Source organism: Pseudoramibacter faecis (assembly GCF_036289405.1).
In the GTDB taxonomy this organism is placed as follows: Bacteria; Bacillota; Clostridia; order Eubacteriales; family Eubacteriaceae; genus Pseudoramibacter; species Pseudoramibacter faecis.
This window is the reverse complement of the sequence record NZ_JAYFFI010000015.1, coordinates 1-14,570: the sequence shown is the minus strand read 5'-3', so window position 1 is coordinate 14,570 and position 14,570 is coordinate 1. Positions and strand designations below refer to the sequence as shown.

The window sequence follows — 14,570 nt, the reverse complement described above, 5'->3', positions numbered from 1 at the left end:
AATGGCGCTTACCTTGTATTGTTTCCCCCATGCCGGGGGAAGTGCCAATGCTTATTATGGCCTCAAAAGATTGGAGACGGCACTGCCGGGATTGACGGTAAACCTGTACGAATATCCCGGAAGAGGGCGCAAGCACCGAGAGCCCTGTATGCTCACGATGGCGGCGCTCACCGATGTGCTCACGGGGGAAATCCTCGCGGAGAATAAAGGTGAAACGCAGGCGGCGGTTTTGCTTGGTCACAGCATGGGGGCCTTTGTTGCCTTGGAAGCGGCGAAGCGCTTGGAAGCATCGCCGGGATTTGATGTGCGGGCCGTTATCGCGTCGGGGCAGACAACTCCGTTTAACATCAACAGCCATCACAGTGAAAAAAGTGATGAGCAGCTCATTGCATACCTTAAGGTGTTGGGCGGAATACCACCGATAATTTTGGAGCATCCGGACTATTTGTCTTTTTTTCTGACGTCGGTGCGTGCGGATATGGCGCTTTTAGATGCCTATGAACCGGCGAAGGATGCGAGCCGCCCAAAAATACAGGCGCCGGTTCACGTGTTTTATGGCGTGTCGGATCCGGAGATCGCGTTGAACAAGCTGTCGGATTGGCAGCAGGTGAGTGCGTCCCCGATCAACATTCGAGCATTTGCCGGCGGTCACTTTTATCTTTTTGAGCATCCGGCATCGGTAGAGAAAGCAATCGGCGAAATCTTGGCGGCCTGCGATCCGCCGTTTGGTGAAGAAAGGAAGGACTGCACTCATGGAAACAAAGCGGCTGTATTGGGCGCCGGGCGTGCACTGGGCCATCTGTGAAGACGGCAAGTTGCGCATCGCTCAGTATTATTTTTCCGAGAGCTACGTCATTCTATTTCCGGAATTTTATTTTTGGACGCAGTCAGGCATTGGACGGGAGCAATTGCTTCAGTCCTACCGGGAGTTCAATTCCGTCAGGCTGAAGCGCTTTATCGCCAAGCTGGAGAGCCTGCGCATTCTCATCGGAGAAGTACAAACCATTGACGAAATTTTTTATGGTCAGGCGGCGTTGATGCCGGAGGATCCAAACGACGCGCAGACGCATTTTCAGGATGCAGACTATGTGGCCGCTTACCGGCGCAAGCAATTGGACCGGGAGTGGATCGGGGCGGATAATGCCGAGGCCGTGGATTTTTCATCAGCGACATTGCCGCGGGTTTACCGCGAGCGGGAAAGCTGCCGACAATTTGACACACGGCCGTTCGTTTCTCGGGCGCATTTTGATCAATGTATGGCCGTAATGCGCCAGATGCCAGCAAGGACATCACCGTTCCGGCACTGTGCCTATCCCAGTGCCGGCGGTTTGTACCCGTTGGATATTTACTGTCTGGTCAAGGACAATCGCGTGGAGCAGGTGCCGGGCGGCCTTTACGGGGTGGATGCCAAACACGGACGGCTGCTGCGGCAGACGCCGCCTTCAAGGTTCACGGCGAATGCGCATTTGTTTTTGAACAAACCGATTTTTGAATCATCTGCTTTTACGCTGTTCATGGTGTACAATTCGGCAATTGCGACGCCTAAATATAGAGATCGAGCTTATTTTTACGGAATTTTAGATGCGGGGATTCTCGCAGGAACCCTCACACAGATGGCGGCGGCTCTGGGATTGGGCAGTTGCTGCATCGGCGAGATGAAGGCTTCGGCAGCAGAAACCTATTTGGCGCTTCGTCCGGAACAAAAGTATTTGTTTTGCATGGAGTTTGGCATCCCGTGTCAATCTTAAAATAATCCGGCCACTGGCCGGTTTTTTATTGTTGTGAAGAAAACCACGCATTAGATGCGTGATTGGTTTTCGCTTGCGCTTTTTTAGAAAACGCAATCACACATGGTGGCCTTTAAAGAAAATGAGCAAAGGGTTTGCTTTGATAAATATGCTAAAATAACGGGCATCATTTTAAAGGATCAGGGGGGAATACATGCGAAGGCGATATTTTTTTAGAATAGTCAGTCTCATTTGGATGGCGGTAATTTTCAGCTTTAGCGCTCAGGACGGCAGTCATTCAGGCACGCTGAGTTCGTCGATAGCGCACTGGCTTATCGCGGGATTGCCGGGTGGAAAAGAGTTGTCAGCGCAGATGATAGTGCTCATTATTCGAAAGGGTGCCCACATGACGGAGTATGCGATTCTGGCCATTCTGCTCTTTAACAGTTTTGACTTCAAAACGTTGTTAAAGCGTCAGCTTTGGCGTTCGGCAGTCATAGCAGTAGCTTATGCCATGACAGATGAAACTCACCAGTTGCTGGTTGCCGGCCGTGCCGGACAACCCAGGGATGTTGTTATCGACAGTGCTGGTGTGATTGTGGGACTTGCTTTGTGTTGGTGGTTAAGTAGACGGCGTGCGCGGCGAGCAAGCCGAACGCACGACAGATAACAGTCGGGAACAAATTCGACCGACTGGGACTTTTTCTTGAAGGATTGAGAGATTGTGATATAATAGGAGTAACTTTTAAACAGGAGGCGCCACAATGACCATTTCCTTTACCCATTTGCATGTTCACTCGGAATATAGTTTATTGGACGGCTTTGGCCGAATTTCGGATTACGTTCAAACGGCGAAAGAAATGGGAATGAACGCGTTGGCACTGACAGATCACGGGGTTCTGTTCGGCGGGATTGAGTTTTATAAAGCCTGTGTGGCTCAGGGGATCAATCCGATTATTGGTTGTGAAGTTTATGTGGCGCCGCGAACATTGTTGGATAAAGAAGCGGGGAAGGACAACCGGCCCTATCATCTGATTTTGCTGGCGGAGAACAACGAAGGCTATCGCAATCTGTCTAAAATTGTCTCCAAGGGCTTCATCGACGGTTTTTATTACAAGCCGCGCATTGATCACGATACACTGCGGCGTTATCACGAAGGAATTATCTGTCTGTCAGCTTGCATCGCCGGCGAAATTCCCCGGGCGATTTTGGAGGAACAGCCAGCCAGGGCCGAAGCGTTTTGCGAAACCTATATCGGCATTTTCGGCAAGGATCACTTTTTTTTGGAGGTTCAGGATCATCGCCTGCCGCAGGAAGCCAAGGTTCGGGAATTTCTCTTTCATCTGGCCGACAAATACGGTATCGGGCTTGCAGCGACCAATGATTGCCACTATGTGCGCCAGGACGATTATGAAGCGCACGATGTTTTGCTGTGCATCGGAACCGGATCGACGGTGGACGAGACCGATCGGATGCGTTATGCCAACGATCAGTTTTATATGAAGTCGCCGGAGGAAATGGCGGCCCTGTTCCCGGATCATCCCGAGGTGTTGGCCAACACTCAGAAGATCGCCGATCGCTGTCATGTCACCTTCGACTTGGAAAGCGCTCATCTGCCGAAGTTTGAACTGCCGGAAGGCTATACTGAGGCGGGTGATTATGTGTGTCACCTTTGTGAAGCGGGTCTTTCCAAACGTTACGAGACGATTACGCCGGAAATTCGCGAGCGCATGGATTATGAATTGAATACCATTCACACGATGGGATTCGACGATTATTTCCTTGTGGTCTGGGATTTTATCCATTATGCGAAAACCCACAATATTCCCGTAGGACCGGGCCGTGGCAGCGCCGCCGGCTCTTTGGTGGCTTATGCCCTCGATATAACCACCTTGGACCCGCTGCAGTACAATCTGCTTTTCGAGCGCTTTCTGAATCCGGAACGTGTGACCATGCCGGATATCGACTGCGATTTTTGTTATGAGCGGCGCCAGGAAGTGATTGATTATGTCATCCGAAAATACGGAAAGGACCGGGTGGCGCAGATCATTACCTTTGGGACCATGGCGGCCCGCGGTGCCGTTCGGGACGTGGGCCGCGTGCTGGGCATTCCCTATGCACAGGTGGATAAAGTTGCCAAAGAAATCCCGATGCGTCCCGGCCAGAGCGTGACCATTCACGAAGCCATTGAAGAAAATCCCGATCTCAAACAGATGGCAGATAGTGACGCTGAGGTCAGGCGACTGCTTGCCATGTCGGAAAAGATGGAGGGGCTCGCCCGGCACGCATCCACCCATGCGGCCGGTGTCGTCATTTCGGATGCCCCGCTAACGGAATACGTTCCCCTTTACCGCAACGGGGATGCCATTACGACTCAGTACACCATGAACTTTTTGGAAGATCTGGGCCTGATCAAGATGGACTTTCTGGGCTTGCGCACGTTGACCGTCATTGCCGATGCGGTGGCCAATATTCAGGAATCCCGGGGGATTGCGGTGGATATTGATCACATTGATATGCACGATGCCGGTGTTTACGAGATGATCGCTTCCGGTGATTGCCTGGGCGTCTTCCAATTGGAAAGCCGGGGGATGATTGCTTTTATGCGCGAGCTTCAGCCTCAGACTTTTGAAGATATCATCGCTGGCATCTCGCTTTATCGACCGGGGCCGATGGATCAGATCCCGCGCTACATTGCCAATAAAAAAGATCCGGAACACATCGTTTATACCCACGAGGCGCTGCGCCCCATTCTGAACGTGACCTATGGCTGCATGGTATATCAGGAGCAGGTCATGCAAATCTTCCGGGATCTGGCCGGCTTTTCGATGGGGCGAAGCGACTTGGTGCGTCGGGCCATGAGCAAAAAGAAAAGCGAGGTGATGGACGCCGAAGGGGAAGTCTTTATTCATGGCGAACGAGACACCGATGGCCGGGTGGTGGTGCCCGGTGCGGTGGCCAAGGGCATTCCGGAAGCAGCGGCGCGCAGAATCTATGAAGAAATGAAGGATTTTGCTAAATATGCCTTTAATAAATCCCACGCTGCGGCCTATGCAGTCATCGCCTATCAGACGGCCTGGCTTAAGCGGCGTTATCCGGCAGAATTCATGGCAGCGCTCATGTCCTCTGTGATGGATAATGAAAAGAAAATTTCGCAATATATCGATAACTGCAAGCGGCGCGGTATTCAGGTGCTGTTGCCGGATGTAAACATCAGCCGCCGAAAATTTTCGGTGGAGATCAATGCCGATGGCCGCGAGAACGTCCGCATGGGACTGGGAGCGATCAAAGGTTTGGGTGATAAACCCATTGCAGCCATTGTCAATGCACGGCAGACCGAAGGTGCGTTTACCGGATTCCGGGATTTCTGCGAGAAGGTAGACAGTCATGCCGTGAACAAGAAGGCGGCTGCAAATTTGATTTTGGCCGGCGCCTTTGACTTTTTGGGAATAGACCGAGCGCGAATGGTACTGGGCAGTGACTTGATTGTGCAGCAGGTTGCCGAGGAAAAGCAGGACCGGCTGTCGGGGCAGATGTCATTGCTCGATATGGGAGAACTGAGCGCCTATAAAGGGGACACCTTTCCGGAAGTGCCGCCATTTAGCAAGGCCGAAAAACTTGCGCGCGAGAAGGAAGTGCTCGGCCTTTATGTTTCGGGACATCCTCTTGAGCATTATGTGGGGATTTTGTCGTCGGAGACCAATCTCAATTCGGGCATGATGGATAGTTACGAAGATTTGGTGGCTTCAGGTATTCCTGACGGCGGGCGGGTCACCGTTGGCGGCTTGGTGGATCAGCTTAAAATCCAGTTGACCAAAGCCAATGCACAGATGGCCTTTCTGACATTGGAAGATTTGTATGGCCGCATGGAGGTGGTCGTCTTTCCAAGAACCTTCGAGCGGTCGCGAACTTTGTTAAAATCAGATAAACCGCTTCTAATACGCGGGCGCATCAACTATAATGAGGAAATGAACATTTCGATCATTGCCGATCAGATTCTGCCCATCGATCAGGTGCGTAACGGGGGCAAACCGTTGCCGTCGGTCAATAACACCAGTACCGATGCATCAAAGTGTGTCCGGTCGCTGGTGCTCACATTCAATGATTTTTCCAAGAAGTATCTTCTTGAGCAGGTTAAACCAATTCTGCGGCGGTTTCCGGGAGAGACTCCAGTCGTGTTGTATTTTGTGCATGAGCAGAAAAAATTTAAAGCCGACAAGCGGCTGTGGATCCGGTTCGATCAGGTATTAATCAATCAATTGAAAGGAATCCTCGGAGAGGATAAGGTAAAACTACGATGAAACGCATAGGAATTTTAACCAGTGGCGGTGATGCACCGGGCATGAATGCGGCTATTCGCGCAGTGGTTCGCACCGCGGTATTTAACGGCATTGAGGTGTATGGCATCAACCGTGGTTACGCCGGGCTTTTGGAGCAGGATATTTATCCGATGAACAGTCATTCGGTGGCAAACATTATTGATCGCGGGGGCACGCTTTTAAAAACATCCCGATCGGATTTTTTCCCGACTTCCGCCGGGCAGAAACGGGCTGCCGAAGTGTTAAAAGAATACGAAATCGAAGTTTTGGTGGTGATCGGAGGCGACGGCAGTCTCAATGGGGCGATGTGTTTAAAGCGCCTGGGCATTGAAGTCGTCGGCATTCCGGGCACCATTGACAACGATTTTGGCGCTTCGGACTATACCATCGGTTTTGACACGGCGGTATCCACAGCCATTGAAGCCATCGGCAAGATTCGGGATACAACGTTTTCCCACAATCGCATTAATGTGGTGCAGGTGATGGGGCGCCGTTGCGGGGATATTGCCATGTATGCCGGCTTGGCCTGTGGAGCCAAGGCGATGATCATCCCGGAAAGGGATGTGCCGCTTGAAGTGCTTTGTCAGCGGTTGATCGAAGGTCGGGACCGTGGCAAAATGCACAGCATTATCATGCTGGCAGAAGGCTGCGGCGGTTATCGTGATTATTGTAAAAAAGTTCAAGAGTTGACCGGGGTTGAAACTAAAGGGACGAACCTCGGCTATATCCAGCGGGGGGGGGCACCCAGCCACTTCGACCGGAATTTGGCCAGCAATATGGGGTATCAGGCGGTGAATGCTATTCTGGAAGGGAATACGGGGACGGTCATTGTCAATCGCAACGGCAAATATCTGGCGGTTGAACTTGAAGAAGCTCTTGCAACACCCAAGGTTTTTGATGAAGCCATGTATCAGATGACACAGATTTTATCGATGTAGAGCATGCCGGATCGAAAACAATCAATGATCAATGCGGTGAATGATAAGGCGGCTTAGGCGAGAATGCAGAAGACTGATCTTGCAGATGAATTGATTTTAAAGGCAGGAGGAAGAGAAAATGCCAAATCCGGCAGTGCTGAAGAAAACAAAAATGATATGTACGATGGGGCCGGCGACAGATCGTGACGGCGTGGTGGAGGCATTGATCGCCAACGGAATGAACGTGGCTAGACTGAATTTTTCCCACGGGGATCACGAAGAACATGCCAGACGCATTACCCGCATTAAAAAAGCCAGAAGAGATGCCGGCATCGCTGTGGCGATCATGCTGGATACCAAGGGCCCGGAAATCCGGACCGGCGTTTTAAAAGACAATAAAGCGACTCTGACCGAGGGGGAAACGATCACCATCACGACGAAAGATATCGAAGGAGATGCCGAACGGATTTCGGTCAGTTACAAGGAATTGCCCGGGGATTTGTCAGTTGGCAACACCATTTTGATCGACGATGGTCTGATTGAAATGACGGTAACTGAAATTAAAGGGGAAGACATCGTCTGTCGTATTGATAATGGCGGTGAACTGGGCAGCCGTAAGAGCATGAATATTCCTGGTGTGGCCATCAATTTGCCGGGCCTGACGGAGAAAGATGAAGCGGACTTGAAATTCGGGGTAGCCCAGGGAATCGACTTTGTCGCGGCTTCTTTTATTCGTAAACCCCAGGATGTCATTGCCATTCGCAAGGTACTTGATCGAGCCGGAGGGGAATACGTGCAGATCATCTCGAAGATTGAAAGCCAGGAGGGCGTCGACAATATCCGGCGGATTATCACTGTTTCGGACGGGATTATGGTGGCCCGTGGGGACTTGGGCGTCGAAATTCCGGCAGAGGATGTGCCGTTGGTACAAAAGAACATCATCCAGCGCTGCAATATCGTCGGGAAGCCGGTGATCACGGCGACGCAAATGCTCGATTCGATGATTCGCAATCCCAGACCAACCCGCGCGGAAGTCGGTGACGTGGCCAACGCCGTTTTTGACGGCACGGATGCAGTGATGCTTTCAGGTGAAACGGCAGCCGGCGATTATCCCGTCGAAGCGTGCCAGACCATGGCGCGAATCGTGCGCAAAACGGAAAATTCTAAAACCTACCAGATGCGCCATCACGTGACGAATGGCGAAAGAACGGTGACGAATGCCGTATGTTCGGCAGTGGTCAACATGGTGGACAATTTGGATATCCGAGCGATTATTGCCGCGACATCCGGCGGTTATACGCCGCGGATGCTCTCGAAGTATCGGCCGGATTGTTTGATTGCAGCGGTCTCGGATAATATGAAAACCGTGCGGCGCTGCTGTCTGCAGTGGGGCGTTTACTGCATCTATATTCCAAAGATTACCGAAATTGAAGATCTTGTCAGCGATGTTAACCGCATCCTCGAAGTGATGGGTATTGTCAAAGTCGGCGATTTGGTTATCGCGTCGGCCGGACTCCCCTTTGGAATTCAGGGCAATACAAACATGATTCGTGTGCGGACAGTCGGCAATGCCATTCTTTCCGGGATGGGCGTCGGGGATAGGATGGTCACGGGTTTTGCGCGTTTTGTTACCCCGGATACGCTGGACGATTTCAACGAAGGCGATATTGTGGTGACACGGGTGATCACGCCGGGTATTTATGGCGCAATCGAAAAAGCGGCGGCCGTGATCACATCGGAGACAGGTTTTAACACCGAGGCAGATCACGTGGCGAAAGATTATGGCATTCCGGTGATTAAAGGCGTTCAAAAGGCGACCTCCGTGATTGATGAAGGTAAATTGATCACTGTGGATCCGCTCAATGGGATGATTTATCAGGGCGCGGTTCGCAATAAACGCATTTGAGAGTGTTTCCAAGCTTGGAATAACCTTTAAATTTTAAATGAAAAACTTGCATACCATATAAAAAAAGGGTAAACTGGAGTCCAATTACGGGGCCAGTTTGCCCTTTTTTAAAGCAAATTTGGAGGATGGGACCTTTTGTGGGCCGTCGATGGTGAGAAAACGGTGGTGATTTAACGCACCGGAACGGAATCCGGCCGGCGCACCATCATTAAATAGAATCAGCATGGAGGTAGAATGGTGGCAGAATCGAAACAGCCTGCGACAAAACGACCTGAAGAAACAAAGCAAATGTCCGAACAGAATGCGACTGAGGCGAAAACGCCGCCGGAAACAGCAACGCCGGACAAGGTATTGAAGCCTAAGTTATCGGGTTTAAAATTTCACTTTGGCCGAACCGATCGCGGCGAACAAAAAGAGAGCGCGCGGCCAAAAGTTCGCCTTGGCTTGAAAGGCGCGGGGAATCCTAATCCCCAACAAGGATTGCTTAAACTGATGAGGCGAACTTTCGAGATTCCGATTGAAACCAGCGGAATTCGCTTGATCGCAGCATTGATTTTAATGATTGGCCTAGGCGTGGCGATGTCGGTGTTTGGCCATTTCGAGCAGACTCAAATCCGCATGCGCTATTGGGGGATCGTCGTCGTTTCGATTGGGCTGACTGCGCTGTTCACAGCCTTTAAGCTCAACTTTGAAGACCGCGCGGCCAAAACATGGCGGGTCATCGTGATGCTGCTCGTTCTCTTGATGACCCAGGGCATGGTTCAATTGGCCTGCGGGATGCCGGAATTCACAGGTAGCCGCATGGATCCGATGGGCTTTGGCAATCTTTTTTTGGCATTCCTCATCATCCTGATGATTTTCTTTATTTTTTATGCCATTACCGGACGGCTGCGCATCAGTGTAAAAGCCGGGGCCATCATCCTTTTGATTCTAGGGATTACCAACCATTTTCTGCTGCTGTTTCGCGGAGATCCTTTTTATTTTGGTGATTTAATTTCCGCAGGTACCGGTTTAGAGGTGGTTAAAGGCTATACTTTGAGTATCAGCGGCGATATCATTGCGGGGATTTATTTGTTTATCACCGTATTTGTCATGAGTTTTCACCTGCCGAAAAAGTTGACGCCGGTCAAACGCAAAAATTTGGTAATGCGTCTTTCCGCCGTAGGATTGGCGGCCGTGTTTGCGTTGCTGTTTGCTCATGTGCCGGTAGAAGATATTTATGATTCGTGGGCGCCGAAAAACAACCAATACGTTACGGCCTTTGCCGTTAACGCGAAGCTTTTGCACGTCACCAAGCCGGATGGTTATTCGGTGGCATCTGTCAAGAGAATTGTTCATTCGGGGGCGAAAAAGGCGGAAAACGAAGTGGGGGCCAATGCCCAGACTGGCAAAAATGCTATAACCACAGCAACGGGGAGCAACACGAAAAAACCCACAATCATCGCGGTGATGAACGAGAGCTTTTCAGATTTATCCGTCCTTGGGAATATGCAGACCGACAAGAGCTATATTTCTTTCTTTAACAGTTTGAAAAAAAACACCGTGCGCGGAAAACTCTATGTGGACGTTTACGGCGCCGGGACCTGCAATACGGAATTCTCCTTCTTAACGGGGAACTCCACGGCGTTTGTGCCTCAGAACAGCCGTCCGTATCAGATGTATGTGACCAATACGACGCCTAGCTTGGCTAAAAATCTGAAGGCTCAGGGATATGAAACCTATGCTATGCACCCGGGGCAGTCGACTGCGTGGAAGCGCAACAAAGTCTATCCATATCTTGGCTTTGATCACACCTATTTCTATGAAGATTCTTTCCGAAATGCTGAATTGACCCGCAATTACACCAGTGATCGCGCGACATATCAAAAGATTATTAACCTCTATAAAAACCGCGGCAGTAAGCCGCAGTTCATCTTCGACGTGACCATCGCCAATCACGGAGGCTATTCGGTAGGGACGGCAGGCATGGATCAGGTGCATATCACCAGCATGCCCCACAGAACATCAGGTGCGACCGATTATTCTTACGAAGAGGAATATTTGACTCTCATGCGCGAATCCGACAAAGCGCTGAAAGAAATGATCAATTATTTCAAATCGCAAAAGGAACCGGTGGCCGTCGTTTTCTTTGGCGACCATCAGCCGCGGCTGAACGATAATTTCTACACCGATATAAAGGGCAAGTCCCGAGATAATTGGACCAATGAAGAAACCCAACAGCAATATGTGACTCCTTATGTGATCTGGACCAATTATGACATTCAGGAAAAGAGCAATAACGATCTCTCGGTGAATTACTTGCAAACCACCCTGCTCCAGACGCTTGGACTCAAAACGACCGCTTATGACAAATATCAGCAGTCCTTGAAGGATACCTTGCCGGTTCTCAGCATCAAGGGAGTTAAAACATCGGATGGTGATTACCTGACACTTGAAGACGGCAAAAAGTACAATACCAGTGTTCAGAATTACCAGAAGGTGCTTTACAACAACATGTTCGATCGGAAAAATCGCGTTCGTCGCTTGTTTCTCCACAAAAATGCAGTGGATGGCAAGAGCGACGACGAACTGCGCGGATACCTCAAGAAATACGACGAGCAATATCGTACGAAAGATCAGCCGATCACCAATGTGGTGAAATAAAACGATGATGTGTTAGAAAGAGAATTTGAAAAACCACTGCTGTTTTGCAGTGGTTTTTTGATGCGATTTTGTTTTGGGACAGAAGGATGTTATTCCGAAAATAAATTTGGAAACGGCCGTTTTTTCTGCATTGTTATTTGAAAGCTGACATGTTAAAATGAAATCGCCAACAGAAGGCAGGTGCCGGGAAAGGAGCAGCCGATGATTGCAGAAAAAATGGTCGGGCAAGCGGTAAAACGCGGGGCGTCGGATATTCACATGGTGAGCGGAAGTCTCCTGAAATGCCGAGTTGATGGTGCTTTGAGCAATCTTTCAGAGAAAAGGGTCACGCGGCAGGGGTGTGAACGTCTGGCCGAGGAACTGCTTGGCGCGGATTGGCAGGCGTGTTTGCAGGCGGGCGAACAGGATCTGGCTGTGACACTGGCCGGAAGGCGATGCCGGACCCATTTATTTTTGCAGCAGGGACAGCCGTCAATTGCCATTCGCCTATTGGCCGAAGGCATTCCGGGCATTGAAACCCTGGGGCTGCCAGAAGTGGTTCACACCTTTGCCGATTTTCCCAAAGGCTTGGTGCTTGTAACCGGAGAAACGGGATCCGGGAAGTCGACGACGCTGGCGTCACTTATCGATCACATCAATCATCGGCGGGCGGTGCACGTGATTACCTTGGAAGATCCGATCGAGTATCTGTATCAGCCGGATTTGGCGCTGATCAATCAGCGGGAGATCGGCCGCGACACCTCGAATTTTGCAACGGGGCTGCGATCGGCGCTGCGGGAAGATCCCGATGTCCTTCTGGTGGGAGAGATGCGGGATCTCGAGACGGTAGAAACGGCCATTCTGGCAGCGGAAACCGGGCATCTGGTGTTTGCAACGCTGCATACGGGCTCGGCGGTGGAAGCGATTGACCGCATCGTTAACGTTTTTCCCGAAGGCCGTCAGCCGTTGATTCGAACGACGCTGTCGATGACGCTTAAAGCGGTGCTGTCTCAACGGCTGCTACCGCGAAAAGGCGGCGGCAGGGTGCTGGCCTGTGAGGTGATGATGCCAACGCCGGCTATCTGCCATATGATCCGCGAGGGCAAACTGTCGCAAATTGAAAACGCGATGCTCACCGGGGCGCAGGCGGGCAGCGTCACGATGGCGCAGTCCCTTAAGGCCTTATCGGCGCGCGGCGAAATTGCGTCGACGCCGGCTCAGGGTAAAAAATGATGGAACGACATCGCAGAGAATTAGGCAAGGGAGGACAAACAATGACAGATCGTGTCATTCTTACTTTTTCAAGACAATTTGGCAGCGGAGGCAGTAATATTGCCAAACGGCTTGCCAAGGAGCTGGCCATTCCTTTTTACGATCAGGAATTGATTACAGAAAGCGCTAAGGATACGGGTATTGCCCCGAATATGGTCAAGGCGCTTGAGGAAACGCCGACCAATTCTTTGCTGTATGCCATTGCGGCGGGCACAGCTTACGGCGGTGCTGTGACACCGTCGGCCTTGACGGCACTGCCGATGACAGATCGTGTGTTCTTATCGCAAAGCGACGTCATTCGGCGTTATGCCGATGAGGGCAGCTGCGTGATTTTGGGACGCTGTGCCGACTATATTCTGCGCAAAGATCCGGATGCGATCTCGGTGTATATCCATCGGGATCATGATGAGCGGGTGCATCAGGTCGCCAAGCTTTACGATAAAACCGAAAAGAAAGCGGCCGAGATGGTTAAAAAGATGGACAAACGCCGTGCCAATTATTACGCTTATTACACCGATAAACGCTGGGGCGATGCCGAAAATTACGATATCTGTCTGAACAGCGGCGTTCTGGGAGAAGATGGCTGTGTCGACTTACTTAAAATGACGGTTGACGCCATTTTGACTCGCCGGCAATCGCGAAGATAAGAACCATCAAATCATTACAAAGCAAAAAGGAGATTCGAATGAAAGCAAAAAATGTTGAACTTTACACTTGGCCGACTTGTCCGTTTTGCATTCGGGCAAAAAGATTGCTTAACGAACTGGAGATTCCGTTTATTGATCACGACATTTGGGGCAGGAACGATGAAAAAGCTGCCCTGATTGAAAAGACGGGCCAGACCACCGTCCCCTATGTTTTCTTCGGGGACCATTTCATCGGCGGCTGCGACGATTTGGTGGCGATGGTCGAAGCCGGCAATATCGAAAAATAAGCCGATAAAAAATAAAGGGATTTAATAAGCGGTCAGCCCGGTCGCTTATTTTTGTGCTTAAAATGACCGGTATTGATAAAAAGCTGTGTTTTTATATAAAAATATCTCAGGGATCACATCTGGAAATGTATAATTTCTCATATCTAAAGTTTCTTATCAAAAACGACAGATATATCGGTGAAATGCGGATGCCCTTTTCCTACTGACCGACTCTTAACTCGAAATACGATCGTGAGTATTGTAGAACTAATATTGATGTTAGTTTTGAAACATATTCTTATTTGGATGGTGGGAAAATTAATGATAAAGGACAAGTTTCTCTCGAATCAAAATGGGATGAAAAATTTGAAACAGCGCGAGTAGCAAATGGTTTTAAATGGACTATATGTACCTCAGGAATTCGTTTTAATTATCACAATCAAAAATTCCAATGGTAATGATATTTATTCGGAGATAACCAACGGATTAAGAAAAGGGAGTTATATAACTAATAACATTGAAACTAATTATCAGGTTCGTCAAAGACAATAGAATAATGACAAAAATTGATACTCACATCAGCAAGACAAGGTCCCCAGAGCGAAACTTCTATCGGGCTTAATACAACTTTTAAGATATAACTTTCAAGACAGAATATAATCAACCTCAATAACCAGTTTCATTAAATCAGATCGAATGCTCTTTCGCTTTTATTGGAATTATATTTGTGATAGTCTACGAAATTAACGGCACACAAATGATGTGATTATGGACGTGCCCTTTATCAATATGAGTGGTAAGGACATATTCATACTGTCCTTTCGTGACTGCGTCCGCAAGCTGCTTTCCGATCTCATGTGCTTTTTCAAAGCTGACCTCTCCCGGTTCAAAGGA

The 14,570-nt window shown here is 49.9% G+C and carries 10 protein-coding genes and 1 pseudogene; 10 read left to right on the top strand and 1 reads right to left on the bottom strand.

Annotation, left to right across the window (positions count from 1 at the left end):
- Position 1 precedes the first annotated feature (1 nt).
- The 10 genes from V3C63_RS09295 to V3C63_RS09250 all read left to right on the top strand — a co-directional run bounded on the left by V3C63_RS09295 (position 2) and on the right by V3C63_RS09250 (position 13,697).
- A complete protein-coding gene (locus V3C63_RS09295; protein ID WP_329887505.1) occupies positions 2 to 805 on the top strand; it encodes a thioesterase II family protein in 804 nt (267 codons plus the stop codon).
- Entirely contained in the window at positions 753 to 1,748 is a 996-nt protein-coding gene (locus V3C63_RS09290; RefSeq protein ID WP_329887504.1) for a SagB/ThcOx family dehydrogenase, read from the top strand. Before V3C63_RS09295 ends, V3C63_RS09290 begins: the two co-directional genes overlap by 53 nt.
- Before the next feature lie 193 nt (positions 1,749 to 1,941).
- Complete coding sequence (locus V3C63_RS09285) at positions 1,942 to 2,397, top strand: VanZ family protein (RefSeq protein ID WP_329887503.1); 456 nt, start codon at positions 1,942 to 1,944, stop codon at positions 2,395 to 2,397.
- Positions 2,398 to 2,491: 94 nt separating this feature from the next.
- A complete protein-coding gene (locus tag V3C63_RS09280; protein WP_329887502.1) occupies positions 2,492 to 6,028 on the top strand; it encodes a DNA polymerase III subunit alpha in 3,537 nt (1,178 codons plus the stop codon).
- A complete protein-coding gene (gene pfkA, locus V3C63_RS09275) occupies positions 6,025 to 6,984 on the top strand; it encodes a 6-phosphofructokinase (RefSeq protein ID WP_329887501.1) in 960 nt (319 codons plus the stop codon). Before V3C63_RS09280 ends, pfkA begins: the two co-directional genes overlap by 4 nt.
- A gap of 118 nt (positions 6,985 to 7,102) precedes the next feature.
- A complete protein-coding gene (gene pyk, locus V3C63_RS09270) occupies positions 7,103 to 8,869 on the top strand; it encodes a pyruvate kinase (protein WP_329887500.1) in 1,767 nt (588 codons plus the stop codon).
- A gap of 237 nt (positions 8,870 to 9,106) precedes the next feature.
- Positions 9,107 to 11,512 carry a sulfatase-like hydrolase/transferase gene (locus tag V3C63_RS09265; RefSeq protein ID WP_329887499.1) on the top strand — a complete coding sequence of 802 codons (2,406 nt, stop codon included), beginning with the start codon at positions 9,107 to 9,109 and terminating at the stop codon, positions 11,510 to 11,512.
- Positions 11,513 to 11,713: 201 nt separating this feature from the next.
- A complete protein-coding gene (locus V3C63_RS09260) occupies positions 11,714 to 12,724 on the top strand; it encodes a type IV pilus twitching motility protein PilT (RefSeq protein WP_329887498.1) in 1,011 nt (336 codons plus the stop codon).
- 41 nt (positions 12,725 to 12,765) lie between these two features.
- Positions 12,766 to 13,410 carry a cytidylate kinase-like family protein gene (locus V3C63_RS09255; protein WP_273268669.1) on the top strand — a complete coding sequence of 215 codons (645 nt, stop codon included), beginning with the start codon at positions 12,766 to 12,768 and terminating at the stop codon, positions 13,408 to 13,410.
- A 38-nt stretch (positions 13,411 to 13,448) separates the two neighbouring features.
- Entirely contained in the window at positions 13,449 to 13,697 is a 249-nt protein-coding gene (locus tag V3C63_RS09250; protein ID WP_329887497.1) for a glutaredoxin family protein, read from the top strand.
- Positions 13,698 to 14,385: 688 nt separating this feature from the next.
- Here V3C63_RS09250 and V3C63_RS09245 read toward each other — a convergent pair.
- Positions 14,386 to 14,570, bottom strand: a pseudogene (locus V3C63_RS09245) (relaxase/mobilization nuclease domain-containing protein); the annotation flags it as partial.